The organism is Hydrogenophaga luteola, from assembly GCF_042648585.1.
GTDB classification, from domain to species: Bacteria; Pseudomonadota; Gammaproteobacteria; order Burkholderiales; family Burkholderiaceae_C; genus Hydrogenophaga; species Hydrogenophaga luteola.
Genome location: NZ_JBHRXX010000010.1, coordinates 103,600 through 129,736, shown reverse-complemented (window position 1 = coordinate 129,736; position 26,137 = coordinate 103,600). Strand labels below are relative to the sequence as shown.

Sequence of the window (26,137 nt, the reverse complement as noted above, 5' to 3'; positions counted from 1 at the left end):
CCAGAGGCTCCGACATACACCGCTTAAGCATTACCTTGTTTGACCAGTGCACCAACTTTGCCCAAGCCAACTTAGTTCGACTGTCAAACTTTGGACAATTTACGGACTATCCCGTACGTTTTTTTAATTCTTTGTTCATCCACCCATGAAAACAGTCACACTCCGGCGCGCCCTCTGCGCCGACCGCTGGTTTCAGGCGTGTCCGGAAGAACTGCAGACGGCGCTGATCAGGCTCGGCCGGCCCCAGCGGCTGGCGCATGGCGAACCCCTGTTTCGCGTGGGGGACCCGGACCACGGGTTGTTCTGCGTGCTGCACGGGGCCGTTCTGGCCAGCAACATCAACCCCGAAGGCAAGGTCTCGGTGCTGTCCCAGGTGGAGCCGGTGCAGTGGTTTGGCGAGATCACCACCCTCGACCGGGGGCCGCGCCAGTTTTCCGTCCACGCCAACGGAGACGCCGAGGTGCACTGCGTGGACGGCCCAGGGCTGGAAGAGTGGCTGAATGCCCACCCTCTGCACTGGCGACACATCGGGATCCTGGCCAGCGCCAAGCTGCGCGTGGCCATGGACGTTCTCCAGGAGGCCGCCTTTCTGTCGCTGGAACAACGCATCCTCAAGCGGCTCGAACGGATTGCGTCGGGCTACGGCAGCCGGGTCTCGCCCCAACGGCATGTCAAGGTTCCCCAGGAAGTGATCGCCCAGATGATGGGCATCAGCCGGCAGAGCGCCAACAAGGCGCTCAAGAGTCTCGAAGAGTCCGGACTCATCGCCAGGAACTACGGGATGGTCGAGCTGCTGACCAGGCCCTGAAGCAGCCCGTTGAACTGCGCCGGCTGCTCCAGCTGCGGCGTGTGCCCGCAGTCGTCGAGCACCACCAGTTCCGACCCGCGCGCCACGGCGTGTGCGCGGCGGGAATGATCCGCCGGCAGCACCACATCGTGTTCGCCATGCACGAACAGCACCGGCAGACCCGGCAGCTGGCGCAGGATGTCGTGCGAGCGCTGCCACACCCGGGCGTGCTGCCCCCGCAGCGAGGTCAGTCCACGCAGCAGGGCCAGGAAATGCCGGCCGCCGCCCGGGCGGCCCACGTTGCGTTCGATCGCGGTCCGGACCTGGGGCGTGATCGCCTCGGGGCGGTGCACGATGGCCTTGATCTGCTGCGCCACCGCGGTCGGACCGGGCTTGTTCATCAGCTCGCCCAGCAACGGCAGCGTCATGAGCCGAAACGCGCCGAATACCTCGGCCCCCAGGGCGGCCGAGTTGGCCAGCAGCAGCGACGCCACCCGCCCCGGCCCCTGAGCGGCCATGCGCAGGGACATGGCCGCGCCCAGCGAGTTGCCCACCAGGTGCACGCGTTCAACCCCGAGCTGGTCCAGCAGCTGCCAGGCCACTGCCGCCTGCCCTTCCAGCGTCATGGCGTCCGCCCGCTCGTCCGACAGGCCATGCCCTGGCAGGTCCCAGGCGATGAGCCGCAGGGACTGGCCCAGCGCATCGAACTGCCGGTGCCAGAACTCCAGCGACTCGCCAATGCCGTGCGTCATCAGCACCGCGGGGCCGGTGCCCCCGCTGTCCCGGTAGCGCAGCCGGGTGCCGTCGATGTGGGCGAACTGTTCAGCCATGGGCGCTCCTTCAGAAAGGAATGGTGGTTTTGATCCAGAACGAGGTGCCTTCGGTGCGCGAGCGCACCGAGAACTCCTTGCTCAGCTTGGCGGTGATGAACCAGCCCTTGCCGCTGTCGTACTTCAGGTTGGGTCCGACCGCGTATGAGCGGCCCTTGTTGCCGGCGACCGTCTCGCCGTGTTGCCGGTCGTCGCTCAGCTGCTGGTAGAGGTGGCCACCCACACCTAGCACCCAGCCGTTGCCCAGGCCCCAGCCCAGCGCGTAGTCGATGTTGAGTTCGGTGCCCGAGCGGTAACCCGTGTCCTTGTTGGTCCGGTTGAAGCTCATGCCGATCTTGGCGTCGGCGTTGAAGCCGGCCGGGTCGATCCGGGACACCAGGTAGGCCGGCTGCAGCGCGGCGTAGTTGCGGCCGATGTTCACCGGCTCCGCGGCGTCGTACTGGCCCACCGGCAACACGAGGTCCAGCGCCAGCACGCTGTGCAGCTGCGGCGAGTGGTGCCAGGCCACACCGGTGCCCAGGCTCACATCGCCCAGGCCGGATGCCGAGTTGCTCTGCCCCGCGGCGCTGACCTTCACGTTGACCAGCGGCAGGATGGCGTGGGCCACCAGCTGACCGCCCATCACCGGCGTGGTCGTCACCCAGGCAATGCGGGTGGCTGCGGCGTTGGCCTTCACCTTGAAGCCCGGCACCGGCACCGCGCGGCCCTGGCCATCGTTGACGCGGTCGGCGCTGTAAACGTTGACGTACTCCAGCACATAGACGCCCGGCGGCGGTGCCGCGCCGGCCAGGTGGTTCTCGGCGCCGATGGGGTAGCTCGATCCGCCGCCTTCGGTGGCGAAGCTCGCGGTCGTCGCGCCCAACAGGGCGAGGGCGGCCAGGGACAGGGTGCTCTTGTTCATGCAGTCTCCTCTTGTGGTTGAAAAAATCGGGGTGGAAAAAGTCGTTGTTCAGGGTGGGCCTGCGGCCAGCGGCGGGGCCTCGATCCAGACCGGGGCGGCGATCTTCCAGAGCCCGTTGCGCCAGACGACGGGCAGGCTGGAACGGTTGGGCGCGTGGACCCGGGCCTGCCCCACATGGAAGGGCATGCCCAGGAACGAGAGCGGGGTCGGCGGCAGTTCGCGCAGGGCCTGTGCGAACGAGGTGCGGGTGACGGGGCCATTGATCCCACGCGCCACGCGCACGAAGAGCTGCGCCGACACATAGCCGCCCTGCGACAGCGCGCTCAGCGGCAGCCCGCCCTCGCGCATCACACGCTTCCAGTCCAGCATCGCCAGCGAGGCGCTCTGCCAGGGCTCGAACTCGGCCATGGCGTGCACGCGCGCCTGCGGATCGCGGATGGCCTTGGCCACCTGGTCGGTGTAGGCCGGGGTCAGAAAAATCCAGTCGGTCTCGCCCAGGCCCTGCTTCTGCGCCTCCTGCAGCCAGCGCAGCACCGTGGGCTCGTGGCCGGTGAAGACGATGGCACCGCAGCGCCGCGCCAGGCGCTCGCGGATGGCGGCGGCGAAGTCGGCATCGGGTGGCAAGAAGGCCACGTCGTCCAGCGCGGCCTTCAGCGACGGCTTGAGCCGTCCCAGCGCGCGCTGGTAGCCGCTGGCCATGCCCGGCAGGTCCAGGATCGACAGACAGACCCGCGCGTGCTTCAGGTGTTCGACCGCGTAGGCGACGGCGTTCTCCAGGCCCAGATAGGGCCCGTTGTTCATGGGCACGATGTGCGAGGACGCAAAGCACTCGGGCGCCACCGAGGCCCCCTGCAGCGACACCAGGCCAGCGGCCGCGTAGGCGGCGGCATTGACCGGGCAGTCGAACAGGCCCGAGCCTCCCACCAGGGCCACCACCTCGGGGTCGGCGATCAGCTTCCGGGCCGCACCAGCCGCGGTCTGGGGGCTGGGGCCTTCGTCCAGCGACACGTAGTCGATGCGCCGCCCGTTCACACCACCGGCGGCGTTGACGGCATCGAAGTAACGCCGCGCCGCCTGCGAGGACTCGGGGAAGCCCGCCTGCACACCCAGCGCACTCACGGCGCCGACGCGGATCGGCCGCTCGCTCTGGGCCGGCGCCGCCGTGGCCAGAGCGGCCAGCAGCGCGCCGGCCATCCAGCGCCAGGCCGAAGGTCCAGAGGGAAGCGACCGCACGCCCGTCTCCGCTCAGATGTAGGTGGAGGCCAGCCCGCCGTCCACCGGCAGGTTGATGCCGCTGACCCAGCGCGACGCGTCGCTGCACAGGAAGGCGATCACCGGGGCCACCTCGTCGCTGAAGGCTGGGCGCTTCATGCGGTGGGCGTCCTTCTCGACCCGCTCGTTGCCCAGCATCTGCACAAAGTCGCCCAGGATGGGCGTGAACACCGGACCGGGCGCCACACAGTTCATGCGCACGTTGTGCTGCATGAAGATGGGCTGCGACTGGGTGTAGGTCCAGACGATCAGCGCTTCCTTGAAGTACTGGTAGCAGGTCTCCTGCGGCACCGGGTGCTGGGCCAGCCAGGCCTGGCCGTCGGCAAACGAGGTGGTCTGGCCCAGCGCGCGGTGCGGCTCCAGCCGGGCCGGCCATTCGGCACCCAGGATGGACGAGATGTTGACCACGCTGCCGCCGGTCATGCGGTCCAGCAGGCCCAGCGTCAGGTGGCGCAGCCCCAGGTAGTTGACTCTGGCCACCAGGTCCACCGGCGCGGTGCCCGGCACGCCGGCGATGTTGCACAGCGCGTCGATGCGCTCGGGCAGCTGGGCGATGGCGTCGTCGATGGCCCCGGGGGTGGACAGGTCGGCCTTGACGAAGCCGTCCAGGGTCAGCATGGGGTCGTTGCGGTCGACGCCGATGACACGGGCGCCCTGCAGACGCAGCAGCTTGGCGGCGTCGCTGCCGATGCCCGAGCTGACGCCGGTGATGACGATGGTTTTGCCTTGCACGCTCATGGTGTGGAACTCCTTGGAAGTGAGGGAACGGATGGGGAAAGGGGTGTGACGGCCAAGGCCCGGCGGGCGCGCCAGTCGTCCCAGACGCCGGCCAGCCCGCGGGGCAGCCACAGTGCAAAGACGGCCGCCACCACCCCCAGGCCGGCGAGGTACCAGGCGCCCAGGTGGCCCAGGCTTTCCTGCAGCACGAACAGCAGCAGCGCGCCGAGCAGCGGCCCCCACTGGCTGCGCAGGCCGCCGACCAGGGCCATGAAGAGCATCAGCACCGACCACTGCACGCCAAAGTTGGTGCGCGGCAGGAAGGTGATGGCCGAGGCCAGCCAGGCCACGCCGGCCAGCGCCGCGCCGAAGGACGCCAGCACATAGACCCGGCGCCGCGTGGGCGTGACCCGCACGCCCAGCGAGGCGGCGGCCTCGTCGTCCTCGCCGATGGCGCGGGTGGCGGTGCCCACCGCGCTGCGCAGCAGCCAGGCCGTCACGAGCAGCATGAGCACCAGCGAGCCCAGCGCCATCCAGAAACCGAGGTTGCGGCGCAGTTCGGGTTCGACCGCGTTGAGCGCGATCAGCGAGGTGCCAGTCTCGCCCTGCACCAGCGGATCGAGCATCACCCCGATGCGGATCACCTCGGCCACCACCCAGGTGGCGATGGCGAACTCGCCGTCCTTCAGGCGCAGCACGAAAAACGACAGGCCCCAGGCGACCACCGCGGCGCCCACGGCGCCCGCGAACAGCGCCGGGTAGGCGGACCAGCCGCCGTCGACCAGGCGCAGAGCGAAGTAGGCGCCCAGGCCGAAGAAGGCCTGCTGGCCGACCGACACCAGCCCCGCCTGCCCCGCCAGCAGTCCCCAGGTGGCCGCCAGCAGCATGTAGATGAACAGCGTGGTGAGCTTGTCGATGGCGTTGGCGCCGAGTAACAGGGGCAGCGCAGCCAGCGCCAGGGCGGCGGCCAGCATCCAGGGCAGATGGCGCGTCATGGCTGCACCTCCACCACCGGGGTCGTCGCCGGGCGGGCCGTCGCACGGGTTCGCGGCACGGGCCACACCGACAGGCCCAGGCCGTGGCGGTACTGGCTCCACAGGCGACCGCCCAGCACAGTGAGAAACAGCAGATGCCCGCCGAGCTGGAAGCCCTGGGGCGACACCAGCGCGCCGAAGCTCTGCGCCAGGCCCAGCAGCACGCCGCCCAGCAGCGTGCCCCAGAGCGAACCGATGCCGCCGATGACCACCGCCTCGAAAGCCATGATCAGCAGCAGGGGGCCGCCATAGGGTTCGATGGTGGCGCGGGTGGCCAGCATGGCGCCGGCCAGCGCCGCCAGCCCGACCGAGATCGCGGCGGCTGCCCGGTGCACGCCGGCCGCGTCCACCCCGCACAGGGCGGCGGCCTCCGGGTCGGACGAAGCGGCGCGGATGGATCGACCCAGGCGGGTGCGGTTGAGCAGCAGCTGCAGCCCGGCCAGCACCGCCACGCCCAGCGCCAGGGTCAGCACCGGCAGTTGCCCGACGACGATGTCGCCCGGCAGCGTCCAGCTGGCCCAGGACAGCTCGCCCAGCGCGTCGGCCAGCGAGCGCGCCTCGGAGCCGAACACGCCATACAGCCCGTTCTGGATCAGCGCGCCCAGCCCCATGGTCACCAGCAGCGGCAGCAGCACGCCCGAGCGCAGCGTGCGCGCCAGCACCCAGCGCTGCAGCAGCCAGCCCACCACCCCCATGGCGGGCACGGTGACCAGCACCGCGAGCCAGGGCGACCAGCCCAGGCCGACCAGCCACAACACGCCAAAGGCGCCCGCCATGGCCAGGTCGCCGTGGGCGAGGTTGATGATGCGCATGACGCCGAACATCAGCGAGAGTCCGGCCGCCAGCACGGCGTAGTAGCCCCCCAGCAGGGTGCCTTGAATCAGGGCGTCGATCATGTGGCGTGCTCCATGCCGAAATAGGCGTCGGTGACGGTCTGGCGGTCGAGCCCGGCGGCGGGGGCGGCCAGCACGATGCGGCCTTCGCGCAGGCACAGCACCCGGTCGGCGAAGGCCATGGCGCGCCCCAGGTCCTGCTCGACCAGCAGCAGCGTGGTGCCGGCCTGCCCTCGCAGCTCGGCCAGGTGGGCATAAACCTCGTCCACCGCGCGCGGCGACAGGCCCAGGGAGACCTCGTCGATCAGCAACACGCGCGGGTTGGTCATGAGGGCGCGGGCAATGGCCGCGGCCTGGCGCTGCCCGCCCGAGAGCGCGCCGGCGGGCCGGTTCATCAGGGGCGCCAGCGCGGGCAGCGCCTGCACCACCCGCGCAATGGTCCAGGCAGGCGGGCCGTCGCGCCGCTCGCCCCGGTGCTCCTGGGCCAGCAGCAGGTTCTCGCGCACCGTCATGTCGGCGAACAGGCGCCGGCCCTCGGGCACCAGGGCCAGACCCTGCTGCACCCGGCGGTGCGCCGGCAGCGCGGTCACGTCGGCGCCGGCCAGATGGACGCTGCCCCCGCCGGCGGGGTGCACGCCCGCCAGGGTGCGCAGCAGCGTGGTCTTGCCGGCGCCGTTGGAACCCACCAGGGCCACCACCTCACCGGCCTTCAATTGCAGCGAGACCTCGCGCACAGCCACCAGCTGGCCGTGGCTGGCGCCGAGGTCACGGGCCTCCAGCAACACCGGGAAATCAGGTGTCTGTTTCATGCAGCTACCCCGCCCAGATAGGCCTCGACCACGCGCGGATCGCCCATCACCGTGTGCGGCTCGCCCTGCGCCAGCACAGTGCCGGCGTCCATGCAGACCAGGCGGTCCACCACCTTGAGCAGGGCGTGCAGCACGTGCTCGATCCACACCACCGTCAGACCCTCGTCGCGCAGCGAGGCCACCAGGGCCGAGAGCGTGTGCAGCTCGGCCTCGGTCAGGCCGCCGCCGATCTCGTCGAGCAGCAGCACGCGCGGCTGTGTGGCCAGCGCGCGCGCCAGTTCCAGCCGCTTGCGGTCCATCAGGCCCAGGGTGGCAGCCGGGCGCTGGGCCAGGTCGGCCAGCCCGCAGCGCTCCAGGCTGTGCCGCACCGCCGCCTCGGCCGCGTGTCCGCGCAGGGCGGCGCCGTGCTGGGCCGCCACCAGGGTGTTCTCGTACACGCTCAGGCCGAGGAAAGGCCGCGGTACCTGGTGCGTGCGCGCGATGCCGGCGCGGCAGCGGCGCGCGGCGTCCCAGGTGTCGATGGCCTGGCCATCGAAAACCACACGCCCGCCGCTGGCCGGCAAGGTGCCCGCCAGCACGCCGAACAGCGTGGTCTTGCCGGCACCGTTGGGGCCGACCACGCCCAGCGCCTCGCCGCGGTGCAGGCGCAGGTCCACACCGTGCAGCACCTGCAGGCGGCCGAAGTGCTTGCACACGCCTTCGGCTTCGAGGATGACGGTCTGCGACACGTTCAGGCTCCGAGCTGATAAGGCTTCATGGCGGCCGTCAGCGGCACCTTCGGGTGGTCGGCGTTGGACACGATCTCCAGCCCGAACTTGTTGGCCCCGCCCTTGCCGCGCAGCCACTGCACGCCCACCAGACCGGTGGTGGCGCAGTTGGGCACCGGGCCGGTCGTGAAGTCCACCGGACCGACGGCGGTGTCGGCCTTCAGGCGCGACATGGCCTGCGCCAGCGAGGCGCGGTCCTTGGGGTCGGCCGCGCTGCGCAGTGTGGCCAAGGCGGCATCGAACAGCGAGGCGGTGGCGCCGATCTGCTGGTTCCAGGCCTTGCCGCTGGCCTTCTCGTAGGCGTCGGCCAGCTGCGTGCTGGTCAGGCCCGTGGCCGGCGACGCAAAGGGGAAGCTGCGGTGCCAGTAGGCGCCCGCGTGCAGGCCGTTGCCCAGCTGGCCCAGCGCTTCCAGCTCGGCCGCGAACAGGCCGGCCTTGGCCATCTGCACCACCTTGACCTGCTTGGCCAGCCCGCGCTGGGCGGCCTGGCGCCAGAACACGGCGAAGTCGGGCGGGAACGGGAAGGTGTTGAAGATCTCCACGCCTTCCTTGCGGAACAGCGCGATCTGGGCCGAGAAGTCGGTCAGGCCGTTCTGGTACGGGCCGGCGTCGACCACGGTGAAGCCGGCCTTCTGCAAGGCCGGGATCAGCATGCCGCGGATGGCGTTGCCGTCGGCGTCCGCCGGCAGCAGCATGCCCACCTTCTTGTTGGTCGGCACCTTGCTCCACTGGTCGGCATAGAGCTTGGCGAAGTTGCCCACGCCAAAGCAGAAGTGGTAAGTCCACTTGAAGGGCGAGGGCTCGCCCGGCTTGGCGCCGCGACCGAAGTAGAACGCCTCCCAGGGGCTGGTGGTCGAGAGCGCGGGCACACCCGCCGCCTCGCAGGCGTCGGCCACCGGGTTCACCGTCTCGGGCGTGGAGGTGGACAGCACGAAGTCCACCTTGTCGCTGTTGATCAGCTCCTTGGCCATGGCGGCGGCACGCACCGGGTTGCTCTGCGTGTCCTTGGCAATGAACTCGACGCTGTAGCGCTTGCCGCCGGCCTCGATGCCACCGGCCAGCTGCTTGCGCACCTGGTCGAGCACGAAGCCATCGCCCTCGCCGAACAGGGCCAGCGGGCCCGAGCGCGGGCTGACCACGCCGATGCGCAGGGTGTTGCCCTGGGCGCGGGCGAGCATGGGGAAGGCGGTGAGACCCGCAGCGGCCAGGCCGGCGGAAAGAACATGGCGGCGCGAAGCGCCACCCTCGGAACGGGGTGTCTGAACAGTCATGCTTGTCTCCTGGCCGGCGCATCGGGGCGCCGGTCCGTGTGGTTGAAAAACCGGGGGTCACCGCCCGGCGCGAAGCCGGGCGGCGGTGGGGGTCAGAACGGGTACTGCGGCAGGGCGGCCTTGACCGTCCACCACTGCCAGCGCGTGTACTCGTCGATGTCGGCCGGTCCACCGACCGCACTGCCGTTGCCGCCCAGGCCGGGGCCGCCGAAGGGGTTGGTGCAGTCGTCGTTGACGGTCTGGTCGTTGATGTGGACCATGCCGGCGTTCAGCCGCTCGCCGATGGCCATGGCGCGGCCCACGTCGCGGCTGATCACCGCGGCGGCCAGCCCGCCCTGGCTGGTGTTGGCCAGGGCCACGGCCTCGTCGTCAGAGCCAAACGTCACCAGGTTCACCACCGGACCGAAAGGCTCCTCGTCGAAGCTGCGCATGCCCGGCTTCACACCCGAGAGCACCGTGGGCTTGTAGCAAAGGCCCTCGTGCGTGCCGCCGGCCTCCAGCGTGGCGCCCTGTTTCACCGTGTCCTTGACCACCGCATCGAAGTGCGAGAGCTGCTTCTGGTCGATCATCGGCCCCAGGGCGACCTGGCCGCTGGCGCCATCGCCCACCGGCAGGTGCGTGGCCTTGCCGACCAGGCGGGCCTTCAGGCCCTCGGCGATGGCCGCATGCACCAGCACGCGGTTGCTGGCCATGCAGATCTGGCCCTGGTGGAACCAGGCGCCGAACGCGACGGCGCTGGCGGCAGCGTCCAGATCGGCGTCTTCCAGAACGATCAGGTTGTTGGCGCCGCCGAGCTCCAGCGACACCTTCTTGAGGTGCTTGCCGGCCAGCTCGCCGATGCGCCGGCCGACTCCGGGCGAACCGGTGAAGGCGATCATGGGCACGCGCGGGTCCACCACCAGCGCCTCACCGGCCTCGGCATTGCCGGGCAGCACCTGCAGGACGCCGGCCGGCAGGCCCGCTTCCTGGAACACCCGCGCGATGATGAAGCCGCCGCTGGCGGGCGTGCGCACATCGGGCTTGAGCACCACGGCGTTGCCCAGCGCCAGGGCGGGCGCCACCGAGCGCAGGCTCAGGATGAGCGGGAAGTTGAAGGGCGAGATCACGCCCACCACGCCGTGCGGCACGCGGCGCGCGATGGACAGGCGGCCCGGCGTGCTGGGCAGCACCTGGCCTTGCGCCTGCATCGGCAGGGCCGCGGCCAGGCGGCACAGCACCACGGCCTCGCGCACCTCGTGCTGGCCCTTGGGGATGATGCCGCCGGTCTCGCGGGCGATCATCAGCGCCAGCTCGTCGAAGTGCTGCTCGAACAGCGCGGCGGCCTTGAGCAGGATGGCCGCACGGTCGCGCGGTGGCGTGGCGGCCCAGGCGGCCTGCGCGGCGTGGGCGCGGCCGATGGCGGCGTTCATGTCGGCGCCACTGGCCACGCCGGTGCGCCACAGCGGCTGGCCGGTCGCCGGCTCCACCACGTCCTGGCTGGCGGCCAAGCGCGTGTTCCAGCCGCCGTCGAAGGCGGTGCCGTTCCAGCAGGCCGCGTCGGCCCAGTTGATGTGTTCCGCAACACCCATGTGATGTCTCCTTTGGTTGAGGGTTGTGTGCCGGGTGCGCCCCGGCTGTGCCCAGCGTGCTTTGCAACGGGCGTACCAGTCCCGGTCCACCGCGCGGGCCGCGACCGTCCGCCAGGCCCTTGCGCCAGAGGGAGCGCTCCGGACAAACCCTGATCGCTGGAAAGTGCCCTTCGGACCCCGCGGCTGCGGGAAAACATCACTGCAAAGAGACATTCATGAATGCGAACATTGAATGTCTGCATTCATTTTTGGTTGCTCCATGCCCAGTCCCCGCATCTCCCTGGCCCAGCTCCACCGCGCCACCGGCGCCGCACGGCCGGCGCCGCCGACTCAGGCCCCGTTCTCCGGCCAGTGGCGCTTCGACCTGCAGCAGGTCGACGGCAGCAGCCACCCGACCGTGGCCGACCTGAGCGAATGCCTGTTCTTCTCGCCCGGCGACGGCCGCATCTGGCTGCAGGACCAGCGCATGGTGCTGATGCACGCCGAGGCCCTGGGCGGGCTGCGCCGCGAACTGATCGAGACCATGGGCCTGGACAAGGCGCGCGGCCTGCTCACCCGCATGGGCTACCTCAGCGGCGCGCGCGACGCCGAGCTGGTGCGCCGCCAGTGGCCGGACGCCGAACCGCCCGTGGCCGCCGTGGCCGGCACGCGGCTGCACGCGCTGGAGGGTGTGGTGAAGGTGGAGGTGGTGCGCGTGAGCTACGACGCCGCCACCGGCGACTACCAGGGCGAATTCCTCTGGCACAACTCCAGCGAGGACGACGAGCACATCGCGGTCTACGGCGTGGGCGGCTCGCCCGCCTGCTGGATGCAGACCGGCTACGCCACCGGGTACGTGAGCACGCTGTTCGGCCGTCTGATCCTGTTCCGCGAGGTCGCCTGCCGCTCGGCCGGCGACGCCCAGTGCCGGGTGATCGGCCGCTCGGTGGAACTCTGGGACGACCCGCAGGAGGACCTGAGGTACCTGCAGCTGGGCGAAGACGGGCCGGACGCCGAGCCGGCGGCGGCGCCGCTGGGGCCGTGGGCCACCCAGAGTGCCACGGGCGGGCAGGACCCGACCCTGGTCGGTGCCTCGTCCGCCTTCAACGCCGCCTTCCACATGGTGCGCCGCGTCGCCCCCACGCCCGCCACCGTGCTGTTCACCGGCGAGTCCGGCGTGGGCAAGGAGATGTTCGCGCGCAGCCTGCACCGCAGCAGCGACCGGGCCGGCCAGGCCTTCGTCGCCATCAACTGCGCAGCGATTCCCGAAACCTTGATCGAGTCCGAGCTGTTCGGGGTGGAACGCGGCGCTTACACCGGGGCCGGCGCCTCGCGTCCGGGGCGCTTCGAGCGCGCCGACGGCGGCACGCTGTTCCTGGACGAGATCGGCACGCTCAGCCTGGTGGCTCAGGGCAAGCTGCTGCGCGCCCTGCAGGAGGGCGAAATCGAGCGCGTGGGCGGCACCCGGACCCTGCGGGTGAATGTGCGGCTGGTGGCCGCGACCAACGAGAACCTGCGCGAGGCGGTGCGCCAGGGCCGCTTTCGCGAAGACCTGTTCTACCGGCTCAACGTCTTCCCGATCCACCTGCCGCCGCTGCGTGAACGGCGCGACGACATCCCGCTACTGATGCAGCACTTCCTGCACCACTACCGCGAGCGCTACCAGCGCGACGTGCCCGGCTTCAGCCAGCGCGCCGTCAAGGCCCTGTTCAACTATGGCTTCCCCGGCAACATCCGCGAGCTGCAGAACCTGATCGAGCGCGCGGTGATCATGGTCAACGACGGCGAACTGATCGACGTGCACCAGCTGTTCCGGGGTGGTGAAGAGCTCGGCGACGGCGTGCTCTCGCTGCCGGCCGAAGGCGGCACCGGAGGGCGCCTGGTGGGCACACCCGAAGGCACCGCCGTAGGTGCCGCGCAGATGCCCGGGCAGACACTGGAAGACGCCGAGCAGCAGTGGATCGCCGCCGCCCTCAAGCGCACCGGCGGCAACGCGGCCGCTGCGGCCCGGCAGCTGGGCATCACCCGTGCCACCCTGCTCTACCGCGCGCGCCGCCACGGCCTGGCGGTGGGCCGGGACGCCCGGCCCTGACGGCGGCACGCGCCGACCCCCAATGAAAAAGGGCCCCTCGCGGGGCCCCATTTGCTTCAGGCTGGCGCGTCAGGCGGCCAGCACCGGCATCACTTGAAGTTGTACTGGACGCCAACGCCCAGGTACATCAGCTCTTTCCAGGAACGGGCTTCGTCCGAGCTCTTCTTCAGGAACACGTCGAAGTCGCTGCGCAGCGACAGGTTCTTGGTGAACGCGTGGGTCAGGCCCAGGCCCAGGGTCGGGCGGGTCTGCGTGCCTTCAACGGCGTCGGTGTGCTTCACGCGGGCGACGCCGGCCTTGCCGAACAGGCGGGTGGCTTCACCCAGATCGGTGCCGACGGTGCCGCGCAGGCCCAGGGCGCTGACCTTGGACTCCAGGCCGTTCTCGAAGTTGTGGCCGCTGCCGAACTGGGCAAAGGCTTCCGCACCCCAGAGCTTGTTGAACTGGTAGCCGGCGCCCAGCTGCAGGGCGGGCTTGGTGTCGTGGTCGTTGTGCTGGGCGATGCCGTCGATCGGGCCGTTGCCGATCAGGTCGCGCTGGGCGCCGACGGTGCCGAAGACGTACGGGAAGGCCACGACTTCAGCGGCCTTGAGCACCGGTGCGGGTGCGGGCACCGGTGCGGGCGCAGGCGCGGCCGCCACCGGGGCGGGCGCGGGGGCTGCTGCGGGAACCGGCACCGGAGCGGCCACCGGGGTCGGGCGCGGCAGCAGGTCGGAGAAGTGGTTGTCGCACTGGCGCATGGTCACGCGAACGATCTTGCCGCTGGCGTCCTTGTACGCGTTGACTTCCATGTTCGGGCTGAACGGGATCCACTTGCCCTGCAGCGCCTTGCTCACACCGCCGCGGCCGCGGGCCGTGGCCACGCCCTTGTCGCAGGCGCCCTTGCTGTAGGTGGGGCTCAGGTCCTTGAGCAGCATCGGCGACACCGAGGCTTCACCGGCGCGCAGCTTGGGCTTCTGCTTGGTCTGGGGCTTGTAGAACTTGGCCGTGCCGTTCTGGATGGCGGCGTCGCAAGCCTCGGGCGTGGCGTAGCCGGTGTTGCCGTCGCGGTCGGTGGTCATGCCGGCGGTCTGGGCGGCGGCGACGGAAGCAACGGTGACCAGAGCGGCGGCCAGGGCCACCCGATGAAGAGCAAAAGACATCAAGAAGACTCCAAATAAAATCGTGGATCGCCCGCAACGACCGAATCGCGGGCCGCAACAGATGAAGAGGGAAACCAATGCGGGGCCCTGAGGGCCTCGACACGGACCGGGATTCTACCTATTGACCCGTGCCGGCCACGGGGGCGTTTCCGTTCTGCCACAACCGACGCCCGCCCTGTGAATTTCCGCTCGCCGCGGCGTTTCTCCGTCGCGTCTGGCGCAACGCCGAACCCCTCTGAACCGAGGCCCGACCCATGACCCCAGAAAAACTCGCCTTCGAAAACCAGAAACTCGAAAAACGCCTGTGCCGCGAAGTCGGCCGCGCCATCGTGGACTACAACATGATCGGGGAAGGCGACCGCGTGATGGTCTGTCTCTCGGGCGGCAAGGACAGCTATGGCCTGCTCGACATCCTGATGAAGCTGCAGAAGCGCGCCCCGGTGAACTTCGAGCTGATCGCGGTCAACCTCGACCAGAAGCAACCGGGCTTTCCGGCCCACATCCTGCCCGAATACCTGTCCAAACTCGGTATCAAGTTTCACATCGAGACACAAGATACTTATTCGATCGTCAAGGAAAAGATCGAACCGGGCAAAACCATGTGCAGCCTGTGCAGCCGGCTGCGCCGCGGCATCCTCTACCGCGTGGCGAAGGAGCTGGGGGCGACCAAGATCGCGCTGGGCCACCACCGCGACGACATGCTGCAGACGCTGTTCCTGAACATGTTCTTCGGCGGCAAGCTCAAGGGCATGCCGGCCAAGCTGGTCAGCGACAACGGGGAGTTCATGGTGATCCGCCCGCTGGCCTACGTGCCCGAGAAGGACCTGATCCGCTGGGCCGAACACCGCCAGTTCCCCATCATCCCCTGCACCCTCTGCGGCAGCCAGGAGAACCTGCAGCGCAAGCAGGTGGGCAACCTGCTGCGCGACTGGGACAAGCAGTTCCCCGGCCGGCTGGAGAACATGCTGCATGCCCTGCAAAACGTGGTGCCCAGCCACCTGATGGACCGCTCGCTCTACCCCTTCCAGACCCTGCAGACCACCGGCGCGCCGGTCGCAGACGGCGACCTGGCCTTCGACGAGGAACCGCTGGTGGCCCCGCCCGCCGCCAATGCGGATGCTGAAGAAGTGAACGTCCGGCCCCGTGCAACGGTCATACCGATCGCCGCCACCACCTGACCCGGGCGCCGTGCCAGGCGCCCACCCCGCCGGAGGACCCATGACCCGCCTCGCCCTTGCCCTGCTGACCACCCTCGCCCTGGCCGGCTGTGCCGGTACCTACCGCGTGGACAACGCGGTGCAGAGCTACGCGCACTGGTCGGCCGACATTCCCACAGGCGCGGCGGGCGCCCAGGCGCCGGCGGCCGTGCCCCAGGCCCCGCAGACCTACCGCTTTGAGCGCCTGCCCTCGCAGAAAGAGGGCGGGTCCGCCGAAGACCAGAACCGGCTGGAAGCCTGGACCCGGACCGTGCTGGAAACGCACGGCTGGACGGTCGCCGAGGCGCCGGCCAACGCCCCCTGGCGGGTGCAGGTCACGGCCACCACCCTGCGCAACGCCCGCAGCCCCTGGGACGACCCCTGGGCCGGCTGGCGCTTCCGGGGACAGGTCGTGGCCGGCAATGGCTACTTCTACTGGTCGCCGATGTTCGTCATGCCGATGGACATGCCCTGGTACGAGCGCAAGGTGACCGTGGTGATCCGCGATGCGGCGTCGGGCCGTGTGGTCTACGAAACCCAGGCCGGCCACGACGGCCGCTGGAACAGCACGCCCGCGCTCTGGCAGGCCATGCTGCAGGCGGCGCTGAACGGGTTCCCGGTGCCACCGTCCGGCCCCCGGCAGGTCGACATCGACCTGGCGCGCTGAGCCCGTCCGGCACCGTCAGCGCGGCGACTCCTCCATCAACGCGCGCACCGCATCGGCCAGCGCGTCCATGCTGTCCTGCTTGCCCAGCACGTCGTACACGCCGGCCGCGGCCGCGGCTCCGAGCAGCGCCTCGTTCACATGGCCGGAGACAATGGCGATGCGCAGACCGGGCCGCAGCGCATGCACCGCCTGCGCCAGTTCCACGCCACTCATGCCCGGCATGTTGTGGTCGGTCACGCACAGGTCCACCGGATCCTGGCTGCTGCGAAACCAGGCCAAGGCCTCCTCGCCCGAAAGGAAGGTGCTGACCCGATACCCCTGTTTGCGCAGCAGCCGGCCGGCCAGGAACACCAGCGCCTCGTAGTCGTCCACGTAGACGATGTGCCGCCCCGGCGGCCCGGGAACCGGCGGTGGTGGCGCGGCTGGCGCGGGTGCCTCGGCGTCCGCAGCGCCCGAGGCCAGCGGCAGGAAGACGTCGAACCGGGTGCCTTCGCCCGGCGTGCTGTGCAGCGTGATCGCCCCCTGGTGCGCCTTGACGATGCCGTGCACCACCGACAGCCCCAGCCCCGTGCCACTGCCCGGCGCCTTGGTGGTGAAGAAGGGTTCGAACACGCGCTGCTGCGTCGCCTCGTCCATGCCCGGCCCGTTGTCGGCCACGCTCAGCAAGGCATAGGCACCGGGCGGCAGATGGCCCAGCCGCAGCGCCTGCGCCGCATCCAGCGCCACCTCGTCCAGCCCCACGGTGATGTCGCCCGGTCGCTGGTCCAGCGCCTGCCAGGCATTGGTGCACAGGTTCATCAGCACCTGCTGCACCTGGGTGGCATCGGCCAGCACCGGCAGCGGTGTTGCGGTCAGGCGGGCGTTCAACCGCACGCCCGCGGGCAGCAGCGAGCGCATCAGACGCAGCGCCTCGTTCACCAGCGGCTTGAGCGGCTGGCGCTGCAGCTCCTGCGCCTGGCGCCGGCTGAAGGCCAGAATCTGCTGCACCAGCTGCCTCGCGCGGATGGCGGCGCGGTGGATCTCGGCCAAGCTCTCCTGGGCGGCGTGGTCCGGCCCCACGTCTTCGCGCGCCAGGGCCAGGTTGCCCAGGATGGCGGCCAGCAGGTTGTTGAAGTCGTGCGCCACGCCGCCGGCCAGGGTGCCGATGGCCTCCATCTTCTGTGACTCGCGCAACTGCGTCTCCAGCGCCCGCTGCTGCGCCTCGGCCTGCTTGAGTTCGGTGATGTCGGTGTGCGTGCCCACCATGCGAAGCGGCCGGCCGTCGGCGTCGCGCGCGATCACCATGCCGCGCGAGAGCACCCACTTCCACGACCCGTCCTTGCAGCGGATGCGGTGTTCGTTGCGGTACAGCGCGCTGCGTCCCTCGAAGTGCGCCTTCCGGTCGGCCTGCATCTGGGCCACATCGTCCGGATGGGTCCGCTCGTCCAGCTCTTGCGCGCGCGGCGCCAGCTCGTCGTCGGCGTAGCCGTACATGGCCTTGATGCGCGGCGACACATATTCTGCGCCGGTCACCAGGTTCCAGTCCCACACGCCGTCCCCGGTGCTGTCCAGCGCCAGCTTCCAGAGCGCCTCGCTGTCCCTCAGCGCGAGTTCGGCCTGCACCCGCTCGCTGATGTCCTCGACCGTGCCTTCGTAATAGAGCAGCTGCCCCTGCGGGTCGTACACCGCGTGGGCGTTTTCGTTCACCCAGCGGTGTTCGCGATCGCAGTGGCGCACCACCTCGGAGACGAAGCCGCGCACGAAACCGTCGCGCACCAGTTGCGACTGGAACTCGGCCCGGCGGCCGGGTTGCACGTACCAGTCGCTGGCCGACCGGTTCACGTCGGCCAGCATGACCTGCTCGTCGCTGTAGCCGTTGATCTGCACCAGCGCCGGGTTGGCACGCAGCATCACGCCGTCCCTGGAACTGCGGTAGGCACCGATCGGCAGGAACTGGAACAGCGACGAGAAGTCCGCCACGCGGGCGTCGTGGTGATCCGGCATCGCCACATTGTGTCTTGCAACCCGAACCCCAGACACCCGCCGGCCATCCGATGGTCAGACCGTGCGTCCGGCGCTACAGTGGCCGTTTTCTCCCCGAGGACCATTCCTTGCATGTCACCCGCATCATCGCCGTGCGCCATGGCGAAACCGCCTGGAACCGCGACACCCGCATCCAGGGCCACACCGACATCGCCCTGTCCGACAAGGGCCGCTGGCAGGCCGAGCGCTTGGCCCAGGCGCTGCGCGACGAAGCCATCGCCGCGTTCTACGCCAGCGATCTATCGCGCGCCTTCGACACCGCCAGCACCACGGCCCGCGCCCACGGCAAGCTGGTGCACACCCACAAGGGCCTGCGCGAACGCGCCTTCGGCCGCTTCGAAGGCCTGACCTGGGCCGAGATCGAGGCCCACCATCCGGAGGACGCGCTGGCCTGGCGCAAGCGCGTGCCCGACTTCGCGCCCCCTGGCGGCGAGTCGCTGCTGCAATTGCGCGAACGCGTGGTCGCCGCGGTCGACGAGATCGCGGCGCGCCACCCCGGGGAACAGCTCATGCTGGTCGCCCACGGCGGGGTGCTGGACATCCTCTACCGCGCCGCCACGCGGCTGGAGCTGCAGGCACCGCGCACCTGGGACCTGAGCAATACCGCGGTCAACCGCCTGCTCTGGACGCCCGAAGGCCTGGGCCTGGTCGGCTGGGCCGACACCGGCCACCTGCAGGACGGGGCGCTGGACGAGAGCACCACCTGAACCGCCCCCGCCGCCCATGAGCCCCAACCAGGTCATCGTGCTCGCCACACCGGTGTTCCTGCTGCTCATCGCCATCGAGTTCTGGGTCGGCCGGCGGCGCGGGCGCAACACCTATGCGCTGGCCGACACCTTCAACAGCATCGGCCTGGGCATGCTCAGCCGCATTGCCGACGTGTTTACGCTCGCATTGCGCCTGGGCATCTACGTCTGGGTGCAGGACCACGCCGCGCTGTGGAACAACGACGCCTTCTGGACCTCGCCCGCCGGCTGGCTGCTGGCCCTGGTGTTCTACGACTTCCTCTACTACTGGAACCACCGCCTGGGCCACGAGGTGGGCGTGCTCTGGGCCGCGCACGTGGTGCACCACCAGAGCCAGCACTACAACCTCTCGACCGCGCTGCGCCAGCCCGCCAGCTACGCGCTGCTGGGCTGGGTGTTCTACCTGCCGATGGCGCTGGCCGGCGTGCCGCCGCTGGTGTTTGCCGTGGTCGGGCTGATCGACCTGCTCTACCAGTTCTGGATCCACACCGAGCAGATCGGCTCGCTCGGCCGCTTCGACCGCTGGTTCGCCTCGCCCTCCAACCACCGCGTGCACCACGCCGTGAACGACCGTTACCTGGACAAGAACTACGGCGGCATCCTGATGCTCTGGGACCACCTGTTCGGCAGCTTCGAGCCGGAGGACCCGAAAGAGCCCTGCGTCTACGGCACACGCAAGCCGCTGCAGAGCTGGGACCCGGTCTGGGCCAATGCCGAGGTCTATGCGGGGCTGGCCCGCGACAGCGCGCGCACCGGCAGCTGGGGCGACCGGCTGCGCACCTGGCTGCGGCCGCCAGGCTGGCAAGCGGCCGATGTGGCGGTCCGCTGGCCAGCCCCCGCCTTCGAGATCGCCACGGTGCAGCGCTTCGACCCGCCCACCACCCGCGGCGCGCGGGCACTCGCGGCGCTGATGTTCGTGCTGCTGCTCGGCGGCGTGGCCTTCTTCCTCTGGACCGCCGACGCGCGCCCCCTGCCCGGCAACCTGGCCTGGGCCGCCGCCCTGCTGGCCGGGCTCTGGGCGCAGGGCGCACTGCTGCAAGGGCGCATCGGTCCCGGTCTGGTGCTGATGCTGCTCAGCGCCGCCGTGGCCACGCTCGCCGCGGCCGAAGGCTGGACCGTGCTGCACCGGGTGTTCAAGCCACTGACCATGCTGATCGCCATTGCGCTGGTGCTGCGCACGGACGGGCGCGGCCGGGGCTGGCTGCTGGTCGCGCTGGCCGGCTCGCTCGCGGGCGACGCCTTCCTGATGTTCGATGGCTTCTTCATCGCCGGCCTCGCCTCGTTCCTGCTGGCGCACCTCGCCTACATTGCCCGCCTGAAGTCCGACGCTCCCTGGTTCGCCGATCGGAGGGCGCTGGTGGCGGTGGGCGCCGTGGGACTGGCGATGTACGCGCTGCTCTGGAGTGGAGGGCCGTGGAGCGATGGTCTGCCAGCGGGTCTTCGGGCGCCGGTGGCGGCCTACGTGCTGGCCATCGCGCTGATGGCGTCGCAGGCCCTGGGCCGGGCCCGCGTGCACGCGAGCCCGGCGGCCTGGCGCGTGGCCACAGGCGCCGTGTGCTTCATGCTCAGCGACACCCTGCTGGCGACCGACCGCTTCCTGGTGCCGCTGCCGGCGCGCGACCTGCTGGTGCTCTCGACCTACTACGCGGCGCAGTGCCTGATGGTGGCCGGCCTGCTGCGAGAGGGCACGACTCAGGGCGCGTAGACCCGGGCCTCCAGTCCCAGCGCCCGCACCTTCGCCGCGGCCGCCTCGGCCTCTTCGCGCCGCTCGAAAGGCCCCACCCGCACGCGGGTGAGCGGCCCCCGCGCCGACTCGATCGGGTCTTCCAGCACGGGCAGACCGGCCTCGACCAGCAGGGTCCTGGCCCGCTGGGCATTCGCTTCCCTGGCGAACATGCCCACATTGACGCCGAAACCGCGCGGCCGGGGCCGGAGCACCGGCTCGGGCCCCGCCGGGGTGGGTTCGGCCGCCGGCGCTGCGAGCACGGCTGCCACGGGTTCGACAGGGTCCTGAACCGGCGGCACGGCGGGCGGGGCCGGCGGTACCTCGGTGGGCGATGCGACGGGCGGTGGCACAACCCGCGGAGCCTGCTGCTGCGGCGGCACGGGCAGTTGGGCCTGTGCCGCTTGCGCCACCGCAGTACGCCACTGCTGCCCGACCGCCCCGGCCAGCAAGGCCACGACCACCAGGGTCGCCGCCGCGGCCACAAGGCCCGCCACGCGCCAGCCGTACTCCGAGCGCTCCAGCCGCTCCACAGCCTCCTGGAAACTGTCGGCCTGCTCCACAGCGGCGGCCACACGCTCGCGCAGCCCCCTGTGCAGCCAGGCCATGCCCCAGAGACCGGGCAGCGCGCACCACAGCACCAGAGCCGACGCCGTCAGCCCGACCCGGATGCCCGTGGGCACGCCCTCGGCGCGCGCCCACAGCCAGCCCAGGGCTGCGGCAAGGGCGAGCGCCAAGCCGGCCTGCGCGAACGCGGCGCCCCACAACCGCCAGTAGGCCAGCCAGGCCAGCTGGCCCAGGGCCGCACGCGTGTTCCAGACCAGGGCCGAGCGCCCGCGTTCCTCAAAGCGCGCAATGACGGGCAGGTAGGCGCTGGCTCCGGCCGGGCCCAGGGCCGCGCGGTACAGCGAAGCCGCGCTGAGGGGCAGTCCGGTCGGATCGTTCTGCCCGGTATTCACGTCAGCCCGCGTCCTGGAACAGCTGGTCGCCCGAGGCCGGCGGCGCCACGCCCAGGTGGCGGTAGGCCGCCAGCGTGGCGGTGCGCCCACGCGGCGTGCGCTGCAGGTAGCCCTGCTGGATCAGGTAGGGCTCGATCACGTCCTCGATGGTGTCGCGCTCCTCGCCAATGGACGCCGCGATGTTGTCCAGCCCCACGGGGCCGCCGTCGAAACGGTGGATCACCGCTTCCAGCAGCTTGCGGTCCATCAGGTCGAAGCCCTGCGGATCGACATCCAGCATGGTCAGCGCGCGGCCGGCGATGTCCGCCGTGATGCGGCCGTCGCCCTTGACGTCGGCGTAGTCGCGCACGCGGCGCAGCAGGCGGTTGGCGATGCGGGGCGTGCCGCGCGAGCGGCGCGCGATCTCGAACGAGCCGGCCGCATCGATCGGCGCGTTCAGCAGGCCGGCGCTGCGGGTGACGATGCGCGAGAGCTCTTCGGCGGTGTAGAACTCCAGCCGCGCCACGATGCCGAAGCGGTCGCGCAGCGGGTTGGTGAGCATGCCGGCGCGGGTGGTGGCGCCGACCAGGGTGAAGGGCTGCAGGTCGAGCTTGATCGAACGGGCCGCCGGCCCCTCGCCGATCATGATGTCGATCTGGTAGTCCTCCAGCGCGGGGTAGAGGATTTCCTCGACCACCGGGCTGAGCCGGTGGATCTCGTCGATGAACAGCACGTCGTTGGGCTCGAGGTTGGTCAGCAGCGCCGCCAGGTCCTTGGGCTTTTCCAGCACCGGCCCGCTGGTCTGGCGCAGGTTCACGCCCAGCTCCTGCGCAATGATGTGGGAGAGCGTGGTCTTGCCCAGGCCAGGCGGGCCGAACAGCAGCACATGGTCCAGCGCCTCGGCGCGCTTTTTCGCCGCGCCGATGAAGATCTCCAGCTGCTCGCGCACCTTCTGCTGGCCCACGTACTCGTCCAGCAGCTTGGGGCGCAGGGCGCGCTCGATCGCTTCTTCCTTGGGCGAAAAAGTGGTGGCGGAAACGACCCGTGGTGCGGGGGCGAAATCGTCGGTCTGGATGCTCACGGAGCCGACTATACAGGCCCGTTTCCGAGGCGTGGCTCAAGTCGGGAGCGCCGCCTGCCGATACCCGAAACACCCCCTGTTGTCCGACCTCACCCACCATGCACCGCTCCACCACCGCCCACCGTCCAGCGACCTCGGTGCTGACCCGGACCGCCCTCGCTTCGGCGTTGCTCATGGCAGCGGCCTGGTTCCTGACGGCGCCGGGCACGGCTCGGGCGACCGGCGGTGCAGCGGCCGCTGCCCCGCCACCGCCCGCCCCGATCTCGCTGCCTGTAGGCACCGCCAAACCCGGCGCCCAGCCCAAAGCCGCCATAGCCGAGCCGGCTGCCGCTTCCGCGTCCGCCTCCGACCCGCAAGCGGTGGCAGCCAAGATCAAGGCGGTACTGGACAAGCACCGCGGCACCGAGGTCGCACCGCCCTCGACCCACCAGACATCCAAACGGGTGGTCAAGGCCATCCGAGACGGCCACGCCGCGCCCGAGGCCCATGGCGGCTTGGCGGCCAAAGGGCACGACCCGCACTGGTCCTACGAAGGGGAGTACGGCCCCGAGCACTGGGCCCGCGTGAAACCCGAGTTCAATGTCTGTGCGATCGGCAAGCGCCAGTCGCCCGTACACATCCAGGAGTCCGTCACGCTGCAGGGCCCGGCCGAACCGCTGCAGTTCGACTACCGACCCACTGGCGGCAGCGTGGTGAACAACGGCCACACCATCCAGGTCGACCTGGAACCGGGCAACACGCTGAGCGTGCGCGGCTCCACCTACGAGCTGCTGCAGTTCCACTTCCACCACCCGTCGGAAGAGCGCGTCAACCACCGAAGTTTCGCGATGGTCGCGCACCTGGTGCACAAGAACCACGAAGGCCAGTTGGCGGTGGTGGCGGTGCTGATCGACCCGGGCGCGGCCAACGGGCTCATCCACAAGGTGTGGACCCACATGCCGCTGGACAGCGGCGACCGGGTGCGCCTGCCCGCGGGCCTGATCGACCTGCGCGAACTGCTGCCCACCGACCAGCGCTACTACCAGTTCATGGGTTCGCTCACCACCCCGCCTTGCACCGAGGGCGTGTTGTGGAACGTGCTCAAAACCCCGGTGACGGTGAGCCGGGAACAGCTCAAGCTGTTTGCCCAGATCTTCCCGAACAATGCCCGCCCGGTGCAGGCGCTCAACGGGCGGGTCGTGCGCGAGGGGATGTGAGCCGCGGCGCCACCGCCGTGGTGCCGCTGAACTCGTACTGGGCCAGCCCGTCCGCGCTGCGGCCGGCGTACCGCCCCACCGGCTCGATCGGGTGGGCCTTCACGCGCGCCAGCAGGGCCGGGTCCAGGGGCGCGCGACCGGTGCTCGCCTGCTCGCGGAAAAAATCCATGCTGATCTGTCCCGACTCGACCACCACCCGGTCCAGCGGACAGACCACCTCCTCCTTCTCCTCCCCTGGGGCGCAGCGCTGCGGGTCGTAACCGATGTCTTGCACCGGCACTCGGACCGTGTTGATCAGCAGGGCCTCCCCGGCGCGGACCTCCAGCGTGGCCAGCGGCCCCCGCATGCCGAAGGCCAGCACGCGGTCGACCACGTTGACGGCCGGGCGGTAGCGCTTCTCCTCGTACCAGCCCGCCTCCTGGGCGATGCGTTCGTAATAGGTGGGCGGGTTCTGGCCCCACACCAGGCAGTCGCCGTAGCGCCCCGCGGACGCGCAGTAGGAGGCTCCGGGAATCATCCCCCGCTCGACCACGCGGTCCTTCCAGACCCGCTCGATGTACGGCTCGCTGTACATCCGGTTGAGCATGATGACTTGCCCCACCGCCCCGACGGCGCCCGGCGCCGGCAGGGCCCCGGGGACCGCCCGCCCGGGCCCGGCGTAGCCGGACACGCCCACCAGGTGGTAGGTGCCCGGCTCTACCACCGCCATCTGGTAGGCGGTGCCGATGCGGGTCTTGGCCTCGGCCATGATCGTCAGCGTGAACCGCTGGTCCGGGTTGCCCTGCCGCACCCACAGCGCCCCGCCAGCAGTGAACCCCGGACTGATGACCACCGCGCGGCCGGACTTCAGCGCCTCTTCCATCTTGCCGCTGGGCGTGAACGCACAACCCGACAGCGCCAGCACCACCAGGTGCAGCGACCACATGACTTTTTTCATTTCCACTCCCCTGGCCGTGTCCGGCCTGTGCCTGCCTACTTCGCCAGCGACTTCAGCGCCAGCTTGATGCCCTCGCTCACGCCCACACCGGCCGGCAGCGCCTTGAGCGCCGCCGCGGCGTCCTTCTCGCTGTAGCCCAAGGCCATCAGCGCCTGCTGGATGTCGCTGGCCGCGTCGCCCACCGCGGCGGCCGCGCCCGGCAGCGGCAGGTCGGCGCCCAGCTTGCCCTTGAGCTCGAGCAGCAGGCGCTCGGCGGTCTTCTTGCCGATGCCCGGCACCTTGACGATGCGTCCGGCTTCCTGCGCCGTGACCGCCTGCGCCAGTTCGGCCACCGAGAGGCCCGAGAGCACCGAGAGGGCGGTGCGCGGGCCGATGCCGGAGATCTTCACCAGCTGGCGGAACGCCTCGCGCTCGGCCGCGCTGCCGAAGCCGTAGAGGATCTGCGCGTCCTCGCGCACCACGAAGTGCGTCAGCAGCGACACCTTCTCGCCGGCGGCCGGCAGGTTGTAGAAGGTGCTCATCGGCACGTCGACCTCGTAACCGACGCCGTGGCAGTCGATCAGGATCTGGGGCGGGTTCTTCTCCAGCAGCGTGCCGGTCAGCTTGCCTATCATTGGGGGCCTTTCACCAATCAGTCCGGGATTATCTGTTTTGATCCTCCGCCACACCTTCTCGCCGCCCGACAACACCCGCATGGCCCACCTGTGCGGACCGATGGACAGCCACATCCGCAGCATCGAGGCGGCGCTGCAGGTCAAGGTCGCACACCGCTTCGAACAGTTCCGCATCGAAGGTCCCAAGGCCAAGGCCAACCAGGCGCTGGAGGTGATCCAGGCGCTGTACGAGATGGCGAAGAAGCCCATTCCCGAGGAGAAGGTGCAGCTGATGCTGGCCGGCGACACCGCGCTGCCGCCCGGCGGTGACGAGGCCACCGCCATGCAGACGCGCCGCGGCGAGGTGCGCGGGCGCACGCCCAACCAGGCGCGCTACCTGGAGAACATGGCCACGCACGACATCACCTTCGGCATCGGTCCGGCCGGCACTGGCAAGACCTACCTAGCGGTGGCCTGCGCGGTCGATGCGCTGGAGCGCAGCGCGGTGCAGAAGATCGTGCTGACACGCCCGGCCGTCGAAGCCGGCGAGAAGCTGGGCTTCCTGCCCGGCGACCTGGGCCAGAAGGTCGACCCCTACCTGCGCCCGCTGTACGACGCGCTCTACGACCTGATGGGTTTCGACAAGGTGCAGAAGGCCTTCGAGCGCCAGCAGATCGAGATCGCGCCGCTGGCCTTCATGCGCGGGCGCACGCTCAACCACGCCTTCGTGATCCTCGACGAAGCGCAGAACACGACCGTGGAGCAGATGAAGATGTTCCTCACCCGCATCGGTTTCGGCAGCAAGGCGGTGGTGACGGGCGACGTGAGCCAGATCGACCTGCCGGTGACGCAGCTCTCGGGCCTGATCGACGCCGAACGCGTGCTCAAGCGCGTGACCGGCATCGCCTTCAACCGCCTGACCAGCGCCGACGTGGTGCGCCACCCCCTGGTGGCGCGCATCGTCGACGCCTACGACGCGCGCAGCCCGGGCGTGGCCGAAGCGCCCGCCCGCACCCGCCGCAAGTCGGCCTGACCC

24 protein-coding genes are annotated in these 26,137 nt (G+C 70.3%); 8 read left to right on the top strand and 16 right to left on the bottom strand.

Annotated elements, in window-relative coordinates; all coding sequences use genetic code 11:
• Window positions 1-145: 145 nt before the first annotated feature.
• On the top strand, window positions 146-808 hold the full coding sequence (locus ACFOPI_RS22435; RefSeq protein ID WP_382179123.1) for a Crp/Fnr family transcriptional regulator: 663 nt from the start codon (window positions 146-148) through the stop codon (window positions 806-808).
• On the opposite strand, the gene ACFOPI_RS22430 is transcribed toward ACFOPI_RS22435, so the two are convergent.
• The 10 genes from ACFOPI_RS22430 to ACFOPI_RS22385 form a co-directional block, all read right to left on the bottom strand.
• A complete protein-coding gene (locus tag ACFOPI_RS22430; protein WP_382179121.1) occupies window positions 775-1,617 on the bottom strand; it encodes an alpha/beta fold hydrolase in 843 nt (280 codons plus the stop codon). The genes ACFOPI_RS22435 and ACFOPI_RS22430 overlap by 34 nt on opposite strands.
• 10 nt (window positions 1,618-1,627) lie before the next feature.
• A complete protein-coding gene (locus ACFOPI_RS22425) occupies window positions 1,628-2,518 on the bottom strand; it encodes a SphA family protein (RefSeq protein WP_382179118.1) in 891 nt (296 codons plus the stop codon).
• 48 nt (window positions 2,519-2,566) lie between these two features.
• Window positions 2,567-3,751: an ABC transporter substrate-binding protein gene (locus ACFOPI_RS22420; RefSeq protein ID WP_382179115.1), complete on the bottom strand. Its 1,185-nt coding sequence runs from the start codon at window positions 3,749-3,751 to the stop codon at window positions 2,567-2,569.
• A gap of 12 nt (window positions 3,752-3,763) precedes the next feature.
• Complete coding sequence (locus ACFOPI_RS22415; RefSeq protein ID WP_382179113.1) at window positions 3,764-4,528, bottom strand: coniferyl-alcohol dehydrogenase; 765 nt, start codon at window positions 4,526-4,528, stop codon at window positions 3,764-3,766.
• Entirely contained in the window at window positions 4,525-5,502 is a 978-nt protein-coding gene (locus ACFOPI_RS22410; protein WP_382179110.1) for a branched-chain amino acid ABC transporter permease, read from the bottom strand. Before ACFOPI_RS22410 ends, ACFOPI_RS22415 begins: the two co-directional genes overlap by 4 nt.
• Window positions 5,499-6,437, bottom strand: a complete 939-nt coding sequence (locus ACFOPI_RS22405; RefSeq protein ID WP_382179107.1) for a branched-chain amino acid ABC transporter permease — start codon at window positions 6,435-6,437, stop codon at window positions 5,499-5,501. The genes ACFOPI_RS22410 and ACFOPI_RS22405 overlap by 4 nt, the downstream gene beginning before the upstream one ends.
• Entirely contained in the window at window positions 6,434-7,183 is a 750-nt protein-coding gene (locus ACFOPI_RS22400) for an ABC transporter ATP-binding protein (RefSeq protein ID WP_382179103.1), read from the bottom strand. The genes ACFOPI_RS22405 and ACFOPI_RS22400 overlap by 4 nt, the downstream gene beginning before the upstream one ends.
• A complete protein-coding gene (locus ACFOPI_RS22395; RefSeq protein ID WP_382179100.1) occupies window positions 7,180-7,911 on the bottom strand; it encodes an ABC transporter ATP-binding protein in 732 nt (243 codons plus the stop codon). Before ACFOPI_RS22395 ends, ACFOPI_RS22400 begins: the two co-directional genes overlap by 4 nt.
• A 2-nt stretch (window positions 7,912-7,913) precedes the next feature.
• Window positions 7,914-9,221, bottom strand: coding sequence for an ABC transporter substrate-binding protein (locus tag ACFOPI_RS22390; RefSeq protein ID WP_382179097.1), 1,308 nt, complete (start codon window positions 9,219-9,221; stop codon window positions 7,914-7,916).
• Window positions 9,222-9,313: 92 nt separating this feature from the next.
• Entirely contained in the window at window positions 9,314-10,789 is a 1,476-nt protein-coding gene (locus ACFOPI_RS22385) for an aldehyde dehydrogenase family protein (RefSeq protein WP_382179094.1), read from the bottom strand.
• 259 nt (window positions 10,790-11,048) lie between these two features.
• Here ACFOPI_RS22385 and ACFOPI_RS22380 point away from each other — a divergent pair, with 259 nt between their 5' ends.
• Window positions 11,049-12,860, top strand: coding sequence for a sigma 54-interacting transcriptional regulator (locus ACFOPI_RS22380; protein ID WP_382179091.1), 1,812 nt, complete (start codon window positions 11,049-11,051; stop codon window positions 12,858-12,860).
• 89 nt (window positions 12,861-12,949) lie between these two features.
• On the opposite strand, the gene ACFOPI_RS22375 is transcribed toward ACFOPI_RS22380, so the two are convergent.
• Window positions 12,950-14,002 carry an outer membrane protein gene (locus tag ACFOPI_RS22375; protein WP_382179089.1) on the bottom strand — a complete coding sequence of 351 codons (1,053 nt, stop codon included), beginning with the start codon at window positions 14,000-14,002 and terminating at the stop codon, window positions 12,950-12,952.
• Between the two features lie 254 nt (window positions 14,003-14,256).
• On the opposite strand from ACFOPI_RS22375, the gene ttcA reads away from it, so the two are divergent.
• The gene (ttcA, locus tag ACFOPI_RS22370) at window positions 14,257-15,180 is read left to right on the top strand and encodes a tRNA 2-thiocytidine(32) synthetase TtcA (RefSeq protein ID WP_382179086.1); all 924 of its coding nucleotides are present in this window, start codon (window positions 14,257-14,259) and stop codon (window positions 15,178-15,180) included.
• Window positions 15,181-15,220: 40 nt separating this feature from the next.
• Window positions 15,221-15,865, top strand: a complete 645-nt coding sequence (locus tag ACFOPI_RS22365; RefSeq protein WP_382179083.1) for a DUF4136 domain-containing protein — start codon at window positions 15,221-15,223, stop codon at window positions 15,863-15,865.
• A 15-nt stretch (window positions 15,866-15,880) separates the two neighbouring features.
• Here the strand turns inward: ACFOPI_RS22365 and ACFOPI_RS22360 are convergent, their stop codons facing one another.
• A complete protein-coding gene (locus ACFOPI_RS22360; RefSeq protein WP_382179080.1) occupies window positions 15,881-17,848 on the bottom strand; it encodes a hybrid sensor histidine kinase/response regulator in 1,968 nt (655 codons plus the stop codon).
• A gap of 107 nt (window positions 17,849-17,955) precedes the next feature.
• Here ACFOPI_RS22360 and ACFOPI_RS22355 point away from each other — a divergent pair, with 107 nt between their 5' ends.
• Together ACFOPI_RS22355 and ACFOPI_RS22350 are read left to right on the top strand one after the other, a co-directional pair.
• On the top strand, window positions 17,956-18,594 hold the full coding sequence (locus ACFOPI_RS22355; protein WP_382179077.1) for a histidine phosphatase family protein: 639 nt from the start codon (window positions 17,956-17,958) through the stop codon (window positions 18,592-18,594).
• Between the two features lie 16 nt (window positions 18,595-18,610).
• Window positions 18,611-20,338 carry a lysoplasmalogenase family protein gene (locus ACFOPI_RS22350; protein WP_382179074.1) on the top strand — a complete coding sequence of 576 codons (1,728 nt, stop codon included), beginning with the start codon at window positions 18,611-18,613 and terminating at the stop codon, window positions 20,336-20,338.
• Here the strand turns inward: ACFOPI_RS22350 and ACFOPI_RS22345 are convergent.
• Window positions 20,326-21,315, bottom strand: a complete 990-nt coding sequence (locus ACFOPI_RS22345) for an SPOR domain-containing protein (RefSeq protein ID WP_382179071.1) — start codon at window positions 21,313-21,315, stop codon at window positions 20,326-20,328. The genes ACFOPI_RS22350 and ACFOPI_RS22345 overlap by 13 nt on opposite strands.
• A gap of 1 nt (window position 21,316) precedes the next feature.
• Complete coding sequence (ruvB, locus tag ACFOPI_RS22340; protein ID WP_066258096.1) at window positions 21,317-22,375, bottom strand: Holliday junction branch migration DNA helicase RuvB; 1,059 nt, start codon at window positions 22,373-22,375, stop codon at window positions 21,317-21,319.
• A gap of 98 nt (window positions 22,376-22,473) precedes the next feature.
• On the opposite strand from ruvB, the gene ACFOPI_RS22335 reads away from it, so the two are divergent.
• A complete protein-coding gene (locus ACFOPI_RS22335; RefSeq protein WP_382179066.1) occupies window positions 22,474-23,571 on the top strand; it encodes a carbonic anhydrase in 1,098 nt (365 codons plus the stop codon).
• Here ACFOPI_RS22335 and ACFOPI_RS22330 read toward each other — a convergent pair.
• Together ACFOPI_RS22330 and ruvA are read right to left on the bottom strand one after the other, a co-directional pair.
• Window positions 23,540-24,508: a hypothetical protein gene (locus tag ACFOPI_RS22330; protein ID WP_382179063.1), complete on the bottom strand. Its 969-nt coding sequence runs from the start codon at window positions 24,506-24,508 to the stop codon at window positions 23,540-23,542. The genes ACFOPI_RS22335 and ACFOPI_RS22330 overlap by 32 nt on opposite strands.
• Before the next feature lie 35 nt (window positions 24,509-24,543).
• On the bottom strand, window positions 24,544-25,122 hold the full coding sequence (gene ruvA / locus ACFOPI_RS22325; RefSeq protein ID WP_382179060.1) for a Holliday junction branch migration protein RuvA: 579 nt from the start codon (window positions 25,120-25,122) through the stop codon (window positions 24,544-24,546).
• A gap of 37 nt (window positions 25,123-25,159) precedes the next feature.
• Between ruvA and ACFOPI_RS22320 the strand changes: the two genes are divergently transcribed.
• On the top strand, window positions 25,160-26,134 hold the full coding sequence (locus ACFOPI_RS22320; RefSeq protein ID WP_382179057.1) for a PhoH family protein: 975 nt from the start codon (window positions 25,160-25,162) through the stop codon (window positions 26,132-26,134).
• Window positions 26,135-26,137: the final 3 nt, after the last annotated feature.

Excerpts from the sequence above, each read along its gene's own strand:
- ACFOPI_RS22360 (WP_382179080.1), bottom strand. The coding sequence starts at position 17,848 with ATGCCGGATCACCACGACGCCCGCGTGGCGGACTTCTCGTCGCTGTTC.
- ACFOPI_RS22335 (WP_382179066.1), top strand. The coding sequence starts at position 22,474 with ATGCACCGCTCCACCACCGCCCACCGTCCAGCGACCTCGGTGCTGACC.
- ACFOPI_RS22405 (WP_382179107.1), bottom strand. The coding sequence starts at position 6,437 with ATGATCGACGCCCTGATTCAAGGCACCCTGCTGGGGGGCTACTACGCC.
- ACFOPI_RS22330 (WP_382179063.1), bottom strand. The coding sequence starts at position 24,508 with ATGAAAAAAGTCATGTGGTCGCTGCACCTGGTGGTGCTGGCGCTGTCG.
- ACFOPI_RS22410 (WP_382179110.1), bottom strand. The coding sequence starts at position 5,502 with ATGACGCGCCATCTGCCCTGGATGCTGGCCGCCGCCCTGGCGCTGGCT.
- ttcA (WP_382179086.1), top strand. The coding sequence starts at position 14,257 with ATGACCCCAGAAAAACTCGCCTTCGAAAACCAGAAACTCGAAAAACGC.
- ACFOPI_RS22350 (WP_382179074.1), top strand. The coding sequence starts at position 18,611 with ATGAGCCCCAACCAGGTCATCGTGCTCGCCACACCGGTGTTCCTGCTG.
- ACFOPI_RS22415 (WP_382179113.1), bottom strand. The coding sequence starts at position 4,528 with ATGAGCGTGCAAGGCAAAACCATCGTCATCACCGGCGTCAGCTCGGGC.
- ACFOPI_RS22380 (WP_382179091.1), top strand. The coding sequence starts at position 11,049 with ATGCCCAGTCCCCGCATCTCCCTGGCCCAGCTCCACCGCGCCACCGGC.
- ACFOPI_RS22390 (WP_382179097.1), bottom strand. The coding sequence starts at position 9,221 with ATGACTGTTCAGACACCCCGTTCCGAGGGTGGCGCTTCGCGCCGCCAT.
- ruvA (WP_382179060.1), bottom strand. The coding sequence starts at position 25,122 with ATGATAGGCAAGCTGACCGGCACGCTGCTGGAGAAGAACCCGCCCCAG.
- ACFOPI_RS22430 (WP_382179121.1), bottom strand. The coding sequence starts at position 1,617 with ATGGCTGAACAGTTCGCCCACATCGACGGCACCCGGCTGCGCTACCGG.
- ACFOPI_RS22365 (WP_382179083.1), top strand. The coding sequence starts at position 15,221 with ATGACCCGCCTCGCCCTTGCCCTGCTGACCACCCTCGCCCTGGCCGGC.
- ACFOPI_RS22400 (WP_382179103.1), bottom strand. The coding sequence starts at position 7,183 with ATGAAACAGACACCTGATTTCCCGGTGTTGCTGGAGGCCCGTGACCTC.
- ACFOPI_RS22375 (WP_382179089.1), bottom strand. The coding sequence starts at position 14,002 with ATGTCTTTTGCTCTTCATCGGGTGGCCCTGGCCGCCGCTCTGGTCACC.
- ACFOPI_RS22435 (WP_382179123.1), top strand. The coding sequence starts at position 146 with ATGAAAACAGTCACACTCCGGCGCGCCCTCTGCGCCGACCGCTGGTTT.
- ACFOPI_RS22385 (WP_382179094.1), bottom strand. The coding sequence starts at position 10,789 with ATGGGTGTTGCGGAACACATCAACTGGGCCGACGCGGCCTGCTGGAAC.
- ACFOPI_RS22425 (WP_382179118.1), bottom strand. The coding sequence starts at position 2,518 with ATGAACAAGAGCACCCTGTCCCTGGCCGCCCTCGCCCTGTTGGGCGCG.